Below are 19,347 nucleotides of genomic sequence, written 5' to 3' on the forward strand. Positions count from 1 at the left end.
TCGAGGAACATAAAATGGAAATCGGAATTTCCCACTATCTCACCGTCAGCGCCATCCTGTTCACGCTGGGCGTCTTCGGCATCTTCCTGAACCGGAAGAACGTCATCGTTATCCTGATGTCGGTCGAACTCATTCTTCTCGCGGTCAACATCAACATGGTCGCCTTCTCGGCGTTCCTGAATGACATCACTGGCCAGGTCTTTGCCCTGTTCATCCTGACCGTCGCGGCTGCGGAAGCGGCTATCGGACTTGCAATTCTCGTCGTCTTCTACCGCAACCGCGGCTCGATCGCTGTTGAAGACGTCAACATGATGAAGGGCTGATTGGGCTATGGATACCATCATCAAGGCTATCGTCTTCCTGCCTTTGATCGGCTTTCTGATCGCCGGCCTCTTCGGTACTTCGATCGGCGCCAAGGCATCGGAATACGTCACCAGCGGTCTGATGATCATCGCCGCTGCGCTGTCCTGGTACGTCTTCTTCGACGTCGCCCTGGGCCACCAGGAGATGATCAAGGTTTCGGTGCTGCGCTGGATCCAGTCCGGCAGCTTCGATGTCGAATGGGCGTTCCGCGTCGATACGCTGACATCGGTCATGTTCGTCGTCGTCAACACGGTGTCGACGCTCGTGCATGTCTATTCGATCGGATACATGCACCACGATCCGCATCGTCCGCGCTTCTTTGCCTATCTGTCGCTCTTCACCTTCGCGATGCTGATGCTCATCACGTCGGACAACCTGGTGCAGATGTTCTTCGGCTGGGAAGGCGTGGGTCTCGCGTCCTACCTGCTCATCGGCTTCTGGTACAAGAAGCCGTCGGCGAATGCTGCCGCGATGAAGGCGTTCATCGTCAACCGCGTCGGCGACTTCGGCTTCTCGCTCGGCATCTTCCTCGTCTTCGTGCTGTTCGGCTCGGTCAACTTCGAGACGATCTTCGCCGCCGCCCAGACCTATCTGCCGGCCGAAGGCGCTGCAGCAGGGGAGGCGGTTGTCACCCTGTTCGGTATGCACCTCGACAAGGCTGACGCGATCACCGCGGCCTGCTTGCTGCTCTTCATGGGCGCGATGGGTAAATCGGCGCAGTTCCTGCTGCACACCTGGCTTCCGGATGCGATGGAGGGCCCGACCCCGGTTTCGGCTCTTATCCATGCCGCAACCATGGTTACCGCCGGCGTCTTCCTCGTCGCCCGCATGTCGCCGCTCTTCGAACTGTCGCCGGATGCACTGACCGTCGTGACGATCATCGGTGCCATCACCGCCTTCTTCGCCGCGACCGTCGGTCTCGTGCAGAACGACATCAAGCGCGTGATCGCCTATTCGACCTGCTCGCAGCTCGGCTACATGTTCGTGGCGCTCGGCGTCGGCGCCTATGGCGCAGCGATCTTCCACCTGTTCACACACGCCTTCTTCAAGGCTCTCCTGTTCTTGGGTGCCGGTTCGGTCATTCACGCCGTCGATGGCGAGCAGGACATGCGCTACATGGGTGGCCTCAGGAAGCACATCCAGGTCACCTACTGGATGATGTTCATCGGTACGATCGCGCTGACCGGTGTCGGTATTCCCGGTACGCTCTTCGGTACGGCTGGCTTCTTCTCGAAGGACGCGATCATCGAGTCGACCTTTGCCGCGCACAGCTCGGTATCCGGTTTCGCCTTCGCCCTGCTGGTGGTCGCCGCGCTCTTCACGAGCTTCTATTCGTGGCGCCTGGCGTTCATGACGTTCCATGGCAAGCCCCGTGCGTCGTCGGATGTCATGCATCACGTGCACGAGTCGCCGCAGGTCATGCTGGTGCCGCTCTACATTCTCGCCGCCGGCGCACTGGTCGCAGGTTTCCTCTTCCACGACCACTTCTTCGGCGAAGGCTATGCCGAGTTCTGGAAGGGTGCGCTGTTCACGTCGGCTGAAAACGAAGTCCTGCATGAGTATCACCACGTACCGCTGTGGGTTAAGTGGAGCCCGTTCTGCGCCATGGCGCTCGGCCTCTTCACCGCCTGGTACATGTATATCCGCCGGCCGGAACTGCCGAAGTATCTGGCAGACCAGCACCGTGGCCTCTACCAGTTCCTGCTCAACAAGTGGTACTTCGACGAGCTCTACGACCTGCTCTTCGTGCGCTCGGCCAAGTGGCTCGGCACCTTCCTCTGGAAGGAAGGCGACGGTCGCGTGATCGATGGCTACGGCCCGAACGGCATTGCCGCACGTGTGCTCAACGTTACTGACCGCGTTGTCCGCCTGCAGACTGGTTACCTCTATCACTACGCGTTCGCGATGCTGATCGGCATTGCCGCGCTCGTTACTTGGATGATGTTCAGGAGTTCCTTCTGATGACCGATTGGCCCGTACTTTCCGCGGTCACCTTCATGCCGCTCGTCGGCGTACTGCTTCTCTTGCTTGTCAGGGAAGACAGCGCCTACGGCCGCCGGAACATCCTGAACGTTTCGCTGCTGACGACGATCTTCACCTTCGCGGTGTCGGTCTACATCTGGTACCAGTTCGACGCGTCGAACCCCGGCTTCCAGATGCTCGAAAAGCACGAGTGGCTCGGCACCGGCATTTCCTACCATCTCGGAGTCGATGGCATCTCGGTGCTCTTCGTCGTGCTCTCGGCCTTCCTCATGCCGTTCTGCGTGCTCGCAAGCTGGCTGTCGATCGAGAAGCGTCTCAAGGCATACATGATCGCGTTTCTGGTCTTGGAAACGTTCATGATCGGCGTCTTCGTGTCGCTCGATATCGTGCTGTTCTACGTGTTCTTCGAAGCTGGCCTGATCCCGATGTTCCTTATCATCGGCGTCTGGGGTGGCAAGGACCGCGTTTACGCCAGCTACAAGTTCTTCCTCTACACGCTGCTCGGCTCGGTGCTGATGCTGCTCGCGATCATGGCGATGTACTGGCAGGCCGGTACCACCGACATCACGCAGCTGCTCGCCTACAACTTCCCGCGCCAGATGCAGACCTGGTTGTGGCTGGCCTTCTTCGCCTCCTTCGCGGTGAAGATGCCGATGTGGCCAGTCCATACCTGGCTTCCGGATGCGCACGTTCAGGCGCCGACGGCGGGCTCGGTCATCCTGGCCGGTATCCTCCTGAAGCTCGGCGGTTACGGCTTCCTGCGCTTCTCGCTGCCGATGTTCCCGTTGGCATCCGATTACTTCGCGCCGTTCGTCTTCACGCTCTCGGTCGTTGCCATCATCTACACCTCGCTGGTGGCGATGATGCAGACCGACATCAAGAAGCTGATCGCCTATTCGTCGGTCGCGCATATGGGCTATGTGACGATGGGCATCTTCGCCGCCAATGTTCAGGGCGTTCAGGGCGCGATCTTCCAGATGCTGTCGCACGGCATCGTCTCCGGCGCACTCTTCCTTTGCGTCGGCGTCGTCTATGACCGTTTGCACACCCGCGAGATCGCGGCCTATGGCGGTCTCGTCAACAATATGCCGAAATACGCCGTCGCCTTCATGGTGTTCACCATGGCCAACGTTGGCTTGCCGGGCACGTCTAGCTTCGTCGGTGAAGTGCTGACCTTGGTCGGCGCCTTCCGCGCCAACACCTGGGTGGCGCTCTTCGCCACGTCCGGTGTGATCCTTTCGGCCGCCTATGCGCTCTGGCTCTACCGACGAGTGATCTTCGGTGCGCTGGAGAAGGAAAGCCTGAAGTCTCTGCTCGATCTTTCCGGTCGTGAAAAGGCGATCCTCTATCCGCTGGTGATCCTGACGATCTTTTTCGGCGTCTATCCGGCACCGATCTTCGATGCGACCGCGGCTTCCGTGGATCTGCTCGTCAACAACTACTCCGCAGCCCTGCAGGCAGCGCAAAACGTTGCGCTTTCGGTGCAATGACCACAGGACGTGATTGGACATGACTGCTGAAACCCTCCTTGCAAGCCTGCAACTCTCGATCCCCGAGTTGATCCTCGCGGTCGGCGCGATGGCATTGCTGATGATCGGCGTGTTTGCCGGCGAAAAATCGGCGTCGACGGTCACCGGCCTTGCGGTTGCCGTTCTGATCATCGCCGGTCTCTGGCTCGTGCTAAAGACCGGCGAAGGCTCGGCCTATGGCGGCGCCTTCCTGTCGGATCCCTTCGCCAAGTTCATGAAGGTGCTGGCGTTGATCGGTTCGATCACGGCGCTGGTGATGACAGTCGGTCACGCGCGTTCCGCCCAGATTGATCGCTTCGAGTTCCCGGTGCTTCTGGTGCTGGCAACGCTCGGCATGCTGTTGATGATCTCGGCCAACGACCTGATGTCGCTCTACCTGTCGCTGGAACTGCAGTCGCTGGCGCTCTACGTCGTCGCTGCGATCAACCGCGACAGCATCCGCTCGACCGAGGCCGGCCTCAAGTACTTCGTGCTCGGTGCGCTTTCCTCGGGCATGCTGCTCTATGGCATGTCGCTGATCTACGGCTTCACCGGTCACACCGGCTTTACCCAGATCGCCGCTGCACTGACGGCGGAGGGACGTTCGCTCGGCCTGATCTTCGGTCTCGTCTTCGTGCTCGCCGGTCTCGCCTTCAAGATCTCGGCCGTGCCGTTCCACATGTGGACGCCGGATGTTTACGAAGGCGCGCCGACGCCGGTCACCGCCTTCTTCGCGGCCGCGCCGAAGGTTGCGGCCATGGCGATCCTGGTGCGTATCGTCATCAATGCCTTTGAACCCGTTGTTGCCGACTGGCAGCAGATCATCGTCTTCATCTCGATCGCTTCGATGCTGCTCGGTTCCTTCGCGGCGATCGGCCAGAAGAACATCAAGCGTCTGATGGCCTATTCCTCGATCGGCCACATGGGCTATGCGCTTGTCGGCCTTGCCGCCGGCTCGATGGCGGGCGTTCGCGGCGTGCTGCTCTACATGCTCATTTACATGGTCATGACGCTCGGCACCTTCGCCTGCATCCTGGCGATGCGGCGCAAGGAAGGCGAAAACGTTGAAAACGTCGACGACCTCGCTGGTCTTTCGCAGACGAACCCCTTCATGGCGACCGTACTGACAGTCCTGATGTTCTCGCTCGCCGGCATTCCGCCGATGGCAGGCTTCTTCGGGAAGTACTTCGTGTTCATGGCGGCAATCGAAGCGCAGCTCTATGCACTCGCCATCATCGGCGTCCTCGCATCCGTTGTCGGCGCCTATTACTACCTGCGCGTCATCAAGGTGATGTGGTTCGATGATGCCAAGGGCGAGTTCGCCCGTACGGCTGGCGAACTGAAACTGGTGTTCGGTCTCTCGGGTCTGTTCGTCCTTGGATACGTCCTGATCGGCGGTCCGCTTGGAAGCGCTGCCGAGGCCGCGGCGCGGACCTTCTTTTGATCGCCCTTGAAAGCGGCGGCCGGATATCGCCCGACGATTTCCGGCACGTCGCTCTCGATGCGGTCGGATCGACAAACAGCGAATGCCTGGCGCGTGCGCGCCAGGGCGACCCGGGCAATCTCTGGGTCACGGCTGTCAGGCAGACCGGTGGCCGGGGACGCCGCGGCCGCGCCTGGTTTTCAGAACCCGGCAATCTCTACGCATCGCTTCTCCTGATTGATCCGGCGCCGATCGAGCATTTGCATTCCCTGCCGCTCGCGGTTGCTGTTGCCGTGCACCGGGCAATCCGCCAGGTGATGCCGCCGGGCGCTGCACCGGTCGAGATCAAATGGCCGAACGATATTCTCATCGACGGCAAAAAGACCTGCGGCATCCTGCTCGAGGGTGAGGCGCTTGCAGATGGGCGCCAGGCACTGGTCATTGGCTGTGGCATCAACATTGCCGTCCAGCCGGACGAGGCCCTCTATCCCGTGACCTCGTTGAGGAGTGAAGGTGCGTCGGTTTCTCCGGACGAACTTTTCGCGCGGCTGTTCATGACGATGGCGGAGACGTTGTCGGTGTGGGAGCGCGGCGCGGGTATTGCAAAGACCATCGAGCAGTGGCGGTCGGCCGCCCGCGGCATCGGTGAGACGATAACTGTGAACCTGCCGGACCGGTCGCTTTCGGGCCGCTTTGCCGGTATTGATGAGACCGGGCGGTTGATGCTCGATACCGGGTCAGGCACGATGCACGCGATTGCCGCCGGCGACGTATTTTTCGGATAATTCCTAGAACAAGGGCGCGTTACAATATGGCGCAAGACGAAGAACTGGTGTTCTTGCCGCTTGGCGGCGTCGGCGAAATCGGCATGAATCTTGGCCTATACGGCTACGGGCGGCCCGGAAGCCGCCAGTGGATCATGGTCGATTGCGGCGTCACCTTTCCGGGGCCGGACCTTCCGGGCGTGGATCTGGTTCTCGCAGATATCAGCTTCCTGGCGGAAGAGCGCCGCAATCTCAAGGGCATCATCATTACCCACGCCCACGAGGACCATTATGGCGGCCTGAACGATCTCTGGCCGGGCCTCAACGTTCCGGTCTATGCCTCGCCGTTCACGGCAGGCATGCTGGAAGCCAAGCGCGATTTCGAGAGAAGCCGCAGTGAGATCCCGGTGACGATCTTCAAACAGGGCGACCGCATCAATGTCGGCCCGTTCGAGATCGAGGCGGTCGGCGTCAACCATTCGATCCCTGAGCCGATGTCGCTGATCATCCGCACGCCGGTCGGCACTGTCGTTCACACCGGCGACTGGAAGATCGACCTGCATCCGTCGCTTGGGCCCCTGACCGACGAGACGCGCTTCCGCCAGATTGGTGACGAAGGCGTCTTGGCGCTTATCTGCGATTCCACCAATGCTATGCGTGATGGTGTTTCGCCGTCGGAACAGGAAGTCTCCGAGAGCCTGACGAAGATCATCGCCAACGCCGAGGGCCGGGTCGCGATAACGACTTTCTCCTCGAATGTCGGGCGCATTCGCTCGATCGCCGAGGCGGCGGAAGAGGCGGGCAGGGATGTGCTGCTGCTCGGCAGTTCGATGAAGCGGGTCGTCGCCGTGGCCGCGGATCTCGGCCTGATGGAAGGGATCAAGCCTTTCCTTGCCGAAGACGAGTTCGGCTACGTGCCGCGCGACAAGGTCGTGGTCATCCTGACCGGTAGCCAGGGTGAGCCTCGGGCAGCACTCGCCAAGATTGCCCGCGACGAGATGCGCAACGTGGCTTTTTCCGCCGGCGATACGGTCGTTTTCTCCTCGCGCACCATCCCCGGCAACGAGAAGGCGATCAACGACATCAAGAATGGCCTGGTCGAGCAAGGCATACACATCATCACCGACAGTGAGGCGCTGGTGCATGTGTCCGGTCACCCGCGCCGCACCGAGCTGCAGCAGATGTATCAATGGCTGCGCCCGCAGATTCTCGTTCCGGTTCATGGCGAAGCCGCGCATCTGACGGCCCATGCCGAACTTGGTCAGCAGTCGGGAATCGCCAGCGTTCCGCGCCTTCGGAACGGTCAAATGCTGCGTCTTGCACCAGGCCCGGCCGAGGTCATCGACGAAGCGCCGCATGGCCGCATCTACAAGGACGGCAACCTCATCGGCGACTTCGAAGAGATGGGCATCGGCGAACGCCGCAAGCTCTCCTTCGCAGGGCACGTCGCCGTTAACGTCGTTCTTGACGGCCGCTACGATTTCCTTGGTGACCCGGACATCGTGGCGATCGGCCTGCCGGAATTCGACGACGAGGGCGAAGACATGGAGGATACGCTCTATGACGCGATCCTCGGTGCGGTCGAGAGCATTCCGCGGGCAAAGCGCAAGGATCTGGCCATGCTGCAGGAGGCGGTGCGCCGCGCCGTTCGCAGCACAGCGAACCAGACGTGGGGCAAGAAGCCGATTGTAACGGTGTTCGTAACCAAAGTCTGATTGGTGGTCGCCTCGCGGCAGTGTAAGCGGGGCCGGTACAGGACGCGGGAGGATCGCAATGCTCGGAAGAGTGAACCATATCGCCATCGCCGTGCCGGATCTTGCCTCCGCCGCCGAAAGCTACCGCTCGACGCTTGGTGCATCCGTCACCGAGCCGCAGACGTTGCCGGAACACGGCGTAACCGTTGTGTTCGTCACGCTGGCCAACACCAAGGTCGAGCTATTGGAGCCGATCGGCGAGACCTCGCCGATCGCCGCTTTCCTGGCGAAGAACCCTTCGGGCGGGATGCATCACATCTGCTACGAGGTGGACAATATCCTTGCCGCACGCGACGCGCTGCGTGCGGCCGGAGCTCGCGTTCTGGGGGACGGCGAGCCGAAAATCGGTGCGCATGGCAAGCCGGTGCTTTTCCTGCATCCCAAGGATTTCCAGGGTACGCTGATAGAACTCGAAGAGGTGTGACAGTTGACCGCGCGATGCGCGTTTGTCTGATCAGGCAGGCGGCGCTATAAGGCGGACAGAATGTCGCGGAAGTCGCGGCGAAACGGCCTGAGGTCGTGACGTCGATCGCCTTCACCGGGAGCCGGAAATGCCACTGTTTTCAACTTTTGCTATTTACTTCATCATCTGGTGGATCACGCTGTTTGCCGTCCTTCCCTTGGGAGTGCGCACGCAAGCGGAGGAAAACAGCGTCGTCCCCGGAAGCGTCGAAAGCGCGCCGGCCAAGTTCAATGCGAAACGGGTCGTGCTTTTGACTACAGCCATCGCGGCTGTCATCCAGCTCGCCTGGTATATCGTCTCCGTCAAACTTGGCTACGGGATCGATTCCATTCCGCGGTTTTACCCGAAATTCTATTGAAAGTTTCGGCAAGGCGGATGGGCTGAGCCGAACCGCAAGGCGATCGAAGCGTTTTCAGGATGCCGAGTGCTGGATTTCGGCGTCATGATGACGCCGCGCGCGATGCTGTGGGTGGAACCAGCGCAATTGCAGGGTTGACCGCCGCCGAATTGACATAGTTCAATTTCTACACCTGCTTCGTGCTTGCGACGGAGTCGAGAAAAGCAAAAAAAAACAAGGCTAAAAGCCTTGTTTTTCAAGTTTCGCGTGATCCTAATCCGTTTCCGGCGGCAGCGACGAAGCGCGCCTAAGATCTTATCCTCCCAAGACTTGACCGCGAAAGTCGGCAAGAATTTAGTCTTCATGCCTGTTTTGTGAGCCGAAATTAGCCCAAACATTAAGCTGTGTCATCCTGTTTTTTTGCATTTTTGCTACAGTTGGGTAAAATATTCCCGTTGACAACTCCTGTCGTAATCTTGTTACTAGCGTGCTCTTTTGACGCAGGCTTTTCCGTCTTTTCCCCTCAAAATCAGTGGCTCCGATCTTTCCGGCGATGGCCTGAGAGTAGGGTTTTCTTCCGCCTGCGAAGCAGCTATGAACGCAAGGCTCATAAAGGTTCACGTTGGCTTTGCCGGCGATGGATAATGGAGAGCTCGACCCCGAGAAGCAACGGTCGCCCTTGCCAGTCTACCGGCGAAGAAGGCACCCGAGCTCAACGTCATTTCGCCCGAATCCGCCGATAGTGCGACGTTCATCAAGTTCTGGAACCCGTCATGCGCCTGTCCCGCTTTTTCATGCCCATCCTGAAGGAAAATCCTAAGGAAGCGGAAATCGTTTCCCACCGCCTCATGCTCCGTACCGGCATGATCCGGCAGCAGTCCTCGGGCATCTATACCTGGCTGCCACTGGGCAAGCGGGTTCTCGACAAGGTCAATGCGATCATCCGCGAAGAGCAGAGCCGCTCGGGCGCGATCGAACTCTTGATGCCGACGCTGCAGTCCGCAGAGCTCTGGCAGGAAAGTGGCCGCTACGACGCCTATGGCAAGGAGATGCTGCGCATCAAGGATCGCCAGGACCGGCCGATGCTTTACGGCCCGACGAACGAGGAAATGATCACGGACGTCTTCCGGTCCTACGTGAAGTCCTATCGTGACCTGCCGCTCAACCTCTACCATATCCAGCTGAAGTTCCGCGACGAGATCCGTCCGCGTTTCGGCACCATGCGTTCGCGCGAGTTCCTGATGAAGGACGCCTATTCCTTCGATCTCGATCGCGAAGGGGCAGAACACGCCTATAACCGCATGTTCGCGGCTTACCTGCGCACGTTTGCGCGCATGGGTCTTCGCGCCATTCCGATGCGTGCCGACACCGGCCCGATCGGCGGCAACCTCAGCCACGAATTCATCATCCTCGCCGACACCGGTGAATCTGAAGTCTACTGCCACAAGGACTTTCTCGGCTTCGATATTCCGGGCGAAGAAACCAACTTCGAGGACGTCGCCGGCCTGAAGGCGATCTTCGACAAGTGGACCTCGCGTTACGCCGCGACATCGGAGATGCACGACGAGGCCGCCTTCAAGGCGGTTGCCGAAGGCGACCGCCTGTCGGCCCGCGGCATCGAGGTCGGCCACATCTTCTACTTCGGCACCAAGTATTCCGAAGCCATGGGCGCCAAGGTTCTCGGCCCCGACGGCAAGGAGCATGCCGTGCACATGGGCTCCTACGGCATCGGCCCGACCCGCCTCGTGCCGGCGATCATCGAAGCGTCGCATGACGACAACGGCATCATCTGGCCGAAGTCGCTCTCGCCGTTCGATGGCGTCATCATCAACATGAAAGCGGGCGATGCCGCTTGCGACGGCGCCTGCGAGACGCTCTACTCCGAACTCGGCAAGGCGGGATTCGACGCACTGCTCGACGACACGGACGACCGCGCCGGTGCAAAGTTCGCGACTGCGGACCTGATCGGTGTCCCGGTCCAGATCATCGTCGGCCCGCGTTCGATCGCCAACGGCGAAGTCGAGGTCAAGGATCGCAAGACCGGCGAGCGCGAGACCATGACCGTCGAAGCTGCGATCAACAAGCTGATCGCAACGAAGTGAAGAGGCGAGGGAAGGCAGGATGACCGCCGTGACTGAAGATCAGGTGCAGGCCGCAACGCAGCCTGAAAAGTCCTCCAGCCGTCCCTTTTCCGCCTTTGAGCGCATGGTGGCGTGGCGCTACCTGCGTTCCAGGCGCAAGGAAGCCTTCATTTCGGTTATCGCCGGCTTCTCCTTCATCGGCATCATGCTCGGCGTTGCGACGCTAATCATCGTCATGGCCGTGATGAACGGGTTCCGCACCGAGCTCATTTCCCGCATTCTCGGCATCAACGGTCACATGATCGTGCAGCCGATCGACGGGCCACTCAACAACTATGCGGAGCTGGCGACCAAGTTCTCGGGCGTCAAGGGCGTCACCATGGCAATCCCGTTAGTCGAGGGCCAGGTTCTGGCGCAAGGCATCGGCGACAGTTCTACTGGTGCTCTGGTGCGCGGCATCCGCGCCGACGATCTCGGCAAGATGAAGTCGGTTTCCGACCATATCCAGTCCGGCGACATGGTCGGCTTTGCCTCCGGCTCCGGTGTCGCGATCGGTTCGCGCATGGCCGAGCAACTCGGCATCCGCGTCGGCGGAACGATCACGCTGACCTCGCCCAATGGCGACGTAACGCCTCTTGGCATGAATCCGCGCGTCAAAGCCTACACCGTCTCGGCGATCTACGAGATCGGCATGTCGGAATACGACTCGACGATCATCTTCATGCCGCTTGAAGAGGCGCAGCTTTTCTTCAACGCGGAGGGGCTTGCGCAGTCGATCGAGATCTTCGTCGAGCATCCTGATGTCGTCGACGAACTGCGCCAGCCGATCGAGGATGCCGCGGGACGACAGATCTTCATTACCGACTGGCGCGACCGCAACAAGACCTTCTTCTCGGCGCTCGAAGTCGAGCGCAACGTCATGTTCATGATCCTGACGCTGATCGTGCTGGTCGCCGCGCTGAACATCATTTCCGGCCTGATCATGCTGGTGAAGGACAAGGGCAGCGACATCGCGATTCTCAGAACGATGGGCGCGACCTCCGGCTCGGTGATGCGCATCTTCTTCATGACGGGTGCCGCGATCGGCGCGGCGGGAACGGTCGCGGGCGTGGCGCTCGGCGTCGTCGTCTGCCTCAACATCGAATCCATTCGGCAGTTCTTCTCCTGGATCTCTGGAACCACACTTTTCAGCCCAGAGCTCTATTTCCTGAGCCAGCTTCCGGCCGACATGAATGCCGATGAGACCGCGCTCGTCATCGTCATGGCACTCACCCTTTCCTTCCTCGCCACAATCTTCCCGGCCTGGCGTGCTTCGCGCCTCGATCCGGTGCAGGCCCTGCGTTACGAATGACAAGGACATCAACTGAATGAATGCGCGCGTGGCACTGCAGCTTTCCGGCGTCGAGCGACACTACGGGGAAGGCGAAACGTTCCTGTCCATCCTCAAGGGTGCGGATTTTACCCTGAGAAGTGGCGAGACGGTTGCGCTGGTCGCGCCTTCGGGAACCGGCAAGTCGACGCTCCTGCATGTCGCCGGCCTGCTGGAGCGCCCGGATGGCGGCGAAGTGCTGGTCAACGGCGTCTCCTGTGGTGGCCTCAACGACGATCGGCGCACGGCGATCCGCCGCAACGAGATCGGCTTCGTCTACCAGTTTCACCATCTGCTTCCCGAGTTCTCGGCACTTGAGAACATCATGATGCCACAGCTGATCGCCGGCTTGCCCAAGGCTGAGGCCGCCGATAGGGCAAGGGCGCTGCTCGACTACATGCGCATCGGTCACCGTGCCGATCATCGCCCGACGGAGCTCTCCGGCGGCGAGCAGCAGCGCGTCGCGATCGCGCGCGCCGTCGCCAACGCGCCGCTCGTGCTTCTTGCGGACGAGCCGACAGGCAATCTCGATCCGGAAACCGCCGGCTATGTCTTTGAAGCGCTTGAGGCGCTCGCGCGCCAGTCGGGTCTCGCGGCCCTGATCGCCACGCACAATCATGAACTCGCTGGGCTGATGGATCGGCGCGTGACGATCGAGGACGGCAAAGTCGTCGAGATGAACTGATGGCACCGGCCGAGCGGGCGCATTGATCGCCCAGCGCCGTTGCCGCTCACTGTCTTTGGCCAGCGCGGAAGAAACGTCTCACAGTTCACGTCCCACGCCGCCCTGGGCGCGGCGTACGCGTCTTCTGGCGCCGCTTTTAACGCCGGATCAGCCCGCCACGATAGTCGAGTTCGTAAGCTTCCTCGCCATCGACGAAGATGACCTCGCGGCCGGAAAAATGTTCGGTGTCGCCGCGGCTGCTATCGATGTAGTAGCCATGTGCATGCCGAAACTCCATACCGCCGAGGAAGTGCCGCTTCTCACGATACATCGCCTGAAGCGCAGCCTTGATGACCAGACCTGCCTTCTCTCCAGTTATGAGCTCGGGGCGCATAATCCGGCCGAAGTAGTTCATCGCCCAGCACGGTTCGCCATCCTGCCAGACTGTTTCATGTCCTGCAAAATCGGTTCCGCCGAAATAGCTGTCGAGATAGCGCCAACTGCCCGTTTCGTAGCCGATGTCATGGGAGCCTTGGCGAGAGGAAGGCCGCGGCTCGCCGCCGCCAACATAGGTTTTCGATTTGGCTTCGACGATAAAGTCCTTCAGTTGTTCGAGCGCGGCCATGTGGGTTCCTCATATGTTCTGGCCGAGGATGCCGTGGTCCGTGTTGGTTGTAAAGAACAAATAGAGAACAATCACCTGATTACTGAACGCCGCAAGCCTTCTGGCCGCGATCGTCGTTCCAGTCCTTGAGCAGGACGAGTTCGCCCTTGGTGGCTATGGCCTTGTCGTTGGATTTGCCCTTGCCTGTCAGAACGTTGAGGTCGCACTTCAATGTGTTGTCTAGATCGAGTGTATCGTAGGATGAGTAGGTATAGCCGGCGACCACGAACTCGAAATTGCGGTAGGCGACCGTCAGTTTCTGTTCCCAGCGGTCACGTCCGATGGAATCGTTGTGGCTGGAGATGAGCAAAGAACCGCTCGGCAGCGCCTCGACCCACGGCGCCTGTCCCGCAAAGTCAAAGTCGCCCCAAATCTTGTTCGGGATCGCCGCCTTCAGCTCAAGAGCGCCATTCTCACCGGTCAGATAGAGATAGACACCGTTGTCATCGTCGCTTCCATCTGCGGGGCGCACGATCAGGGCGAGGTCCGCGTCACCGTCCTTGTTCCAGTCGCCGGTCGCCGCGGAGACGATGCGGGTAGGGTCGATCGTTTCGGCCGCGGAGGCGACGGCCGGAACCAGAAACAGCAATGGCAGAATCAGGCGTGCATGCATGTCGGAACGCTCCGCTTGGTTGTTCCTCTTGATATGCGGGCGCGGCGCCTTCCTCAAGCGGCTTCCTGGCAGTTAACCTGCATTCGACTGCCGTGTTAACCATCGTCAACAGAACGTCTGTGCTCGGCTTGACGCGTGAACAAAAATAGAACAAAGTAAAAACATAACGGAAAAGGAGCCATGTTATGACTGATTTTGTTCGTGACCTCGCCGCCTTCGCTTCGATGAGCCTGTTCATCGCAAGCATCTCTTTCATCGCGCTCGGCCTCTGAGGAGCGTCGATATTTCCTCTCAAGCACCTCCCGAAATGCGCCCCCTGGATTGAATAAGGGGGACGACGTGTCAGGTGAAACTGGACATGTCGGGTGATAAACGGGATATCCTGCGGACCAGACAGGAATCAGGGTGCGAATAATGGCAGACGACGGCAAAGCAGCATCGAGCGAGGCGCTTGGTTCGGACCCGCAGTTTGTGCATCTGCGCGTCCACTCGGCCTTCTCCCTGCTCGAAGGCGCGCTGCCGCTGAAGAAGGTCATCGGCAAGGCGGTTGCCGATAATCAGCCGGCGATCGGGATCGCCGACACCAACAATCTCTTTGCCGCGCTCGAGTTTTCGCAGAAAGCAGCCGACGACGGACTGCAACCGATTACCGGCTGCCAGCTTTCCATCGACATGGAAGACGAGGCGGATGGCGAACGGCGCGGCCACGCGCAACATCTCGCGAAGCTGCCCGCGATCGTCCTGATCGCCGCGACCGATGATGGTTACACCCGGCTCGTGGATCTGGTGAGCCGTGCCTATCTCAGCGGCGAGGGCAGCCAGGCGACTCGGATCACGCGCTCCTGGCTTGCCGAAAACGGTACGGACGGATTGATCGCGCTGACCGGTGCGTCGGGCGGCCCGGTGGACCTGGCCCTGAAGGCGGGTTCGACGGCACTGGCCGAAGCGCGTCTCGAGGCGCTGCATGATCTCTTCGGCGACCGGCTCTATATCGAGCTGCAGCGGCACGGCGGATTTGACCGCCGCCATGAGAGCCGGATTATCGACCTTGCATACAAGTTCGACATTCCGCTGGTTGCCACCAACGAAGCCTTCTTTCCGTCACCGTCCGACTATGACGCCCATGACGCCCTGATGGCGGTCGCGCACAACGCGATGGTTTCGGACGACAGCCGCTTCCGCCTGACGCCGGACCACTACCTCAAGAGCCGCAAGGAGATGGCTGCGCTTTTTGCCGATCTGCCGGAGGCGCTGGAAAACACTGTCGAGATCGCACGGCGCTGCTCTTTCATGCTGAAGACCCGCGGACCGATCCTGCCGCGCTTTACCGGCGCCACCGCAGATCCGGAAGAGGCGGAGCGCGCCGAGGCGGACGAACTGCGCCGCCAGGCGGAGGAGGGGCTCGAAGAGCGTCTCGCCAGGCTCGGCATGGCGCCCGGCTATAGCGAAGAGGAGTATCGCGAGCGCCTGGCCTTCGAACTCGGCGTTATCGAGCGCATGAAGTTCCCCGGCTACTTCCTGATCGTTGCCGACTTCATCAAATGGGCGAAGCAGCACGATATTCCCGTTGGGCCGGGCCGTGGTTCGGGTGCAGGGTCGCTCGTTGCCTATGCGCTGACGATCACCGACGTCGATCCGATGCGCTTCTCGCTGCTGTTCGAGCGCTTCCTCAATCCCGAGCGCGTCTCGATGCCCGACTTCGACATCGACTTCTGCCAGGACCGGCGCGAAGAGGTGATCCGCTACGTGCAGCGCAAGTATGGTCGCGAGCAGGTGGCGCAGATCATCACCTTCGGTTCGCTGCAGGCGCGTGCCGCACTGCGCGACGTCGGCCGCGTGCTCGAAATGCCCTACGGCCAGGTCGACAAGATCTGCAAGCTAGTGCCGAACAACCCGGCCAATCCGACGCCGCTCTCCAAGGCGATCGAGGAAGAGCCACGCCTCCAGGAGGAAGCCGAGAAGGAACCGGTGGTCGCGCGACTTCTCGACATCGCCCAGAAGATCGAAGGCCTCTATCGCCACGCCTCGACCCACGCCGCCGGTATCGTGATCGGCGACCGTCCGCTGTCTCAGCTCGTGCCGATGTATCGCGATCCGCGCTCCGATATGCCGGTCACCCAGTTCAACATGAAATGGGTGGAGCAGGCGGGCCTCGTCAAGTTCGACTTCCTCGGCCTGAAGACGCTGACCGTTTTGAAGGTCGCGGTCGATTTCGTGAAGCAGCGCGGCATCGAAGTTGATCTTGCGAGCATCCCGCTCGACGACCCGAAGACCTATGAGATGCTGTCGCGCGGCGAAACGGTTGGCGTGTTCCAGGTGGAAAGCGCCGGCATGCGCAAGGCGCTGATCGGCATGCGGCCCGACTGCATCGAGGACATCATCGCGCTGGTGGCGCTCTATCGCCCAGGCCCGATGGAGAACATTCCGGTCTACAATGCCCGCAAGCATGGCGAGGAAGAGGTCGAATCGATCCATCCGAAGATCGATCATCTGCTCAAGGAAACGCAGGGCGTTATCGTCTACCAGGAGCAGGTGATGCAGATCGCCCAGGTGCTCTCGGGCTACTCGCTCGGCGAGGCCGATCTTCTGCGCCGCGCCATGGGTAAGAAGATCAAGGAGGAGATGGACAAGCAGCGCGCCCGCTTCGTCGACGGCGCCGTGAAGAACGAGGTGTCGAAGCCGCAGGCGGACCTGATTTTCGACTTGCTCGCCAAGTTCGCCAACTACGGCTTCAACAAGTCGCACGCAGCGGCCTACGCCATCGTCTCCTACCAGACCGCCTATATGAAAGCGCACTATCCGGTGGAGTTCCTGGCGGCGTCGATGACGCTCGACATGTCCAATACGGAAAAGGTCAACGACTTCCGCCAGGACGCGAAGCGCCTGGGCATCGAGGTGATTGCACCGTCGGTGCAGTCCTCATTCCGACATTTCCAGACGGGCGAAAACCGCATCTATTATTCGCTTGCCGCAATCAAGGGCGTGGGCGAATCCGCGGTTGAGCATATCGTCGAAGTGCGCGGCGACCGGACCTTCGCGAGCCTTGAGGATTTCTGCCTCAGGATCGACCCCAAGCTTCTCAACCGTCGCGTCTTCGAAAGCCTGATCGCTGCCGGCGCGTTCGAATGCTTCGGCTATGACCGTGCGGAACTGGTCGGCGGGCTCGACCGCATCCTCGGCTTCGCCCAGCGTGCACAGGAGAACAAGACGAGCGGCCAGAGCGACATGTTCGGGGCGGGGGCGGCAACCGGGCCGGAGCGTATTGCGCTCCCGACCTACACGCCTTGGCTCGCTTCGGAAAAGCTGCACCGCGAATTCCAGGTGCTGGGTTTCTACCTTTCCGCCCATCCGCTCGACACCTACAATGCGCTGCTCGCCAAGATGCGCGTGCAGACCTTCGGCGATTTCGCCGGCGCGGTGAAGAAGGGGGCAACCGCCGGCCGGCTTGCCGGCACGGTGACCTCGAAGCAGGAGCGCAAGACGCGCACCGGCAACAAGATGGGAATCGTCGCCTTCTCGGACTCCTCGGGCCAATTCGAGGCCGTGCTGTTCTCCGAAATGCTGCACCAGTATCGCGACCTCTTGGAGCCGGGCAAATCGCTGGTCATGACCGTTGCCGCCGAGGAGCGGCCGGAAGGCATCGGGCTGCGCATCCAGACCCTGCGCTCGCTCGAGGAAGAATCGCTGCAACTGCAGAAGGCGCTGCGCGTCTATGTGCGCGATTCCGGCCCACTGAAATCGATCGCCTCGCACCTCAACACCAGGGGCGACGGTCTCGTCTCCTTCGTCGTCATCAAGGACAACGGTCAGCGCGAGATCGAGGTGGAACTGAGCGAGAAGTTCCGGATCTCGCCCGAGATCGCTGCGGCGCTGCGCTCGGCGCCGGGCGTGGTCGACGTCGAGTTGGTTTGATCGGCAGGTTTCTCCGTTTCGTTCGAAGCGAAGAAATCACACCGATCACCTTCAGGGTGGGCAGCTGGGACAGAAAGCGCACATGGTGCTTTCCTGCGGTTCCCCGGGATCAGTCACCCGGACGCGATCGGGTGACGGTGATGAAATCGGTTCCCTGGCCGGTCTCCAGCCCGCTTTCCGTGTCGGCGATCGAGAGCGAAGAGCCCTCGGCCAGCAGTCCTTCAACCCGCTTGCGAACGTCGTCGGATATCGTCATTCGCGCCAGCGTGCGCTGTATGCCGTTATAAGCGAAGGGGTCCGCCTCAATGGAAATGCCGAGCCGCTTCTTCATCGAGGCGGGCAGGTGGTTTTCAAGCGAAACGCCGAACCATTTGCCTTCGGCGCCTTCTTCTTCATTGTGCCGGAACTGGAGGAAATGCGTCCCAAGGGCCTCTTCCGATTTGTCGATGGTGAGGCCGGCTTCGAAAAGCGGCTTGAAACCTTGCCGCACGAGGATCTTGCCGTTCTGCGGCGGCGTTCGGCCGGCCTTACGCAGGAGCTTGTCGGTCAGTTCCGGCGTCAGCTTGCCATCGCTCTCGAGACCTTCGCCCGTCTGGAAGGCGCGGAGCGCCGCAGTGGTTGCCGTGCCCGCATGGCCGTCGATCGAGCCGGGCGCGTATCCGAGGAATTCCAACGAGGTTTGAACCTCGCGCATGGTGTCGCGCGCGTCGCTGCGCGTGATCAGGATGCGGATCGGTTCTTCCATGGATCTGGAGGTGCCGGCACCGCCGGTCGGCTCTCTCATCGCCACTACCACCGGCGTATCTCCGGCCTGGCTGATCGCCGGTCTGAGCGGAACATCGGAAAGCGGCGGCTGGATATTTACCGGAACCGGACGGAAGAGGAGGGCGCTTTTAACCTCTGCGGGCGATATCTGCCGGTCCGAGATCAGCACATGCACGCCGCGCTCGGTCATCTTGTAGAGCGACGCGGCGAAAGCGCTTGGCAGGCGCACACATCCGTGTGAGGCGGGGTAGTCGGGCACGTGGTTGGAGCCGTGCAGCGCAATACCCGACCAGGTGAGCCGCTGCATGAACGGCATCGGCGCATTCGAATAGATGTTCGACTTATGATGGCGCCGCTTTTCGAGGATAGAGAAGATTCCGGTCGGCGTCGCATGGCCGGCCTTGCCGGTCGACACCGGTGACGTCGCAATCACGGCATCGCCGTCATAGACCACGAGCGATTGCTGGTCTTTCGAGACAATGATTTGCAGCGGCCCGCGACTGCCTGCAAAGCCGGTGGCCGGCGACAAAAGCAGAGCGACGAAGCTGGCGGTGAGAGCGAAACGCGATACCATACACTCAACCCAACACGTGACTTGGCGAACGAGCCTAGCCGGCAATCTTTAAGGAATTCATCCAGTCCGTGTGTCGGCCACATCAAGGTTGCGTGATCGCCGCACGTTTA

The 19,347-nt window shown here is 60.8% G+C and carries 15 protein-coding genes; 12 read left to right on the forward strand and 3 right to left on the reverse strand.

What is annotated here, in order from left to right:
- The first annotated feature begins 14 nt into the window (after positions 1–14).
- From nuoK to BLU35_RS05000, 11 genes are all read left to right on the forward strand, one after another.
- Entirely contained in the window at positions 15–323 is a 309-nt protein-coding gene (gene nuoK, locus BLU35_RS04945; protein WP_034803568.1) for an NADH-quinone oxidoreductase subunit NuoK, read from the forward strand.
- Positions 324–330: 7 nt separating this feature from the next.
- Entirely contained in the window at positions 331–2,325 is a 1,995-nt protein-coding gene (nuoL, locus tag BLU35_RS04950) for an NADH-quinone oxidoreductase subunit L (RefSeq protein WP_093232258.1), read from the forward strand.
- A complete protein-coding gene (locus BLU35_RS04955) occupies positions 2,325–3,836 on the forward strand; it encodes an NADH-quinone oxidoreductase subunit M (protein WP_057252314.1) in 1,512 nt (503 codons plus the stop codon). Before nuoL ends, BLU35_RS04955 begins: the two co-directional genes overlap by 1 nt.
- Before the next feature lie 19 nt (positions 3,837–3,855).
- Positions 3,856–5,298 carry an NADH-quinone oxidoreductase subunit NuoN gene (nuoN, locus tag BLU35_RS04960; protein ID WP_057252312.1) on the forward strand — a complete coding sequence of 481 codons (1,443 nt, stop codon included), beginning with the start codon at positions 3,856–3,858 and terminating at the stop codon, positions 5,296–5,298.
- On the forward strand, positions 5,298–6,062 hold the full coding sequence (locus BLU35_RS04965; RefSeq protein ID WP_162728065.1) for a biotin--[acetyl-CoA-carboxylase] ligase: 765 nt from the start codon (positions 5,298–5,300) through the stop codon (positions 6,060–6,062). Before nuoN ends, BLU35_RS04965 begins: the two co-directional genes overlap by 1 nt.
- 26 nt (positions 6,063–6,088) lie before the next feature.
- Entirely contained in the window at positions 6,089–7,756 is a 1,668-nt protein-coding gene (locus tag BLU35_RS04970; RefSeq protein WP_058329350.1) for a ribonuclease J, read from the forward strand.
- Between the two features lie 58 nt (positions 7,757–7,814).
- Positions 7,815–8,219, forward strand: a complete 405-nt coding sequence (gene mce / locus BLU35_RS04975; RefSeq protein WP_058321489.1) for a methylmalonyl-CoA epimerase — start codon at positions 7,815–7,817, stop codon at positions 8,217–8,219.
- 127 nt (positions 8,220–8,346) lie between these two features.
- Positions 8,347–8,616, forward strand: coding sequence for a DUF1467 family protein (locus BLU35_RS04980; protein WP_057252306.1), 270 nt, complete (start codon positions 8,347–8,349; stop codon positions 8,614–8,616).
- A 752-nt stretch (positions 8,617–9,368) separates the two neighbouring features.
- A complete protein-coding gene (gene proS, locus BLU35_RS04990; protein WP_093232261.1) occupies positions 9,369–10,697 on the forward strand; it encodes a proline--tRNA ligase in 1,329 nt (442 codons plus the stop codon).
- Positions 10,698–10,716: 19 nt separating this feature from the next.
- Complete coding sequence (locus BLU35_RS04995; RefSeq protein ID WP_057252301.1) at positions 10,717–12,027, forward strand: lipoprotein-releasing ABC transporter permease subunit; 1,311 nt, start codon at positions 10,717–10,719, stop codon at positions 12,025–12,027.
- A 16-nt stretch (positions 12,028–12,043) separates the two neighbouring features.
- Complete coding sequence (locus BLU35_RS05000) at positions 12,044–12,730, forward strand: ABC transporter ATP-binding protein (RefSeq protein WP_057252300.1); 687 nt, start codon at positions 12,044–12,046, stop codon at positions 12,728–12,730.
- 136 nt (positions 12,731–12,866) lie between these two features.
- Here BLU35_RS05000 and BLU35_RS05005 read toward each other — a convergent pair whose 3' ends face one another.
- Together BLU35_RS05005 and BLU35_RS05010 are read right to left on the reverse strand one after the other, a co-directional pair.
- Positions 12,867–13,334 (reverse strand): DUF5680 domain-containing protein, encoded by a 468-nt coding sequence (locus tag BLU35_RS05005; protein WP_093232262.1) that lies wholly within the window; start codon positions 13,332–13,334, stop codon positions 12,867–12,869.
- 79 nt (positions 13,335–13,413) lie between these two features.
- Positions 13,414–13,986 (reverse strand): nucleotidyltransferase domain-containing protein, encoded by a 573-nt coding sequence (locus tag BLU35_RS05010; protein WP_058321534.1) that lies wholly within the window; start codon positions 13,984–13,986, stop codon positions 13,414–13,416.
- 414 nt (positions 13,987–14,400) lie between these two features.
- Here BLU35_RS05010 and dnaE point away from each other — a divergent pair, with 414 nt between their 5' ends.
- On the forward strand, positions 14,401–17,898 hold the full coding sequence (gene dnaE, locus BLU35_RS05015) for a DNA polymerase III subunit alpha (protein WP_057252296.1): 3,498 nt from the start codon (positions 14,401–14,403) through the stop codon (positions 17,896–17,898).
- A 109-nt stretch (positions 17,899–18,007) separates the two neighbouring features.
- Here dnaE and BLU35_RS05020 read toward each other — a convergent pair whose 3' ends face one another.
- Entirely contained in the window at positions 18,008–19,237 is a 1,230-nt protein-coding gene (locus BLU35_RS05020; protein WP_093232263.1) for a L,D-transpeptidase family protein, read from the reverse strand.
- Between the last annotated feature and the right edge of the window lie 110 nt (positions 19,238–19,347).

Source organism: Sinorhizobium sp. NFACC03, assembly GCF_900103435.1.
Taxonomy (GTDB): domain Bacteria; phylum Pseudomonadota; class Alphaproteobacteria; order Rhizobiales; family Rhizobiaceae; genus Ensifer.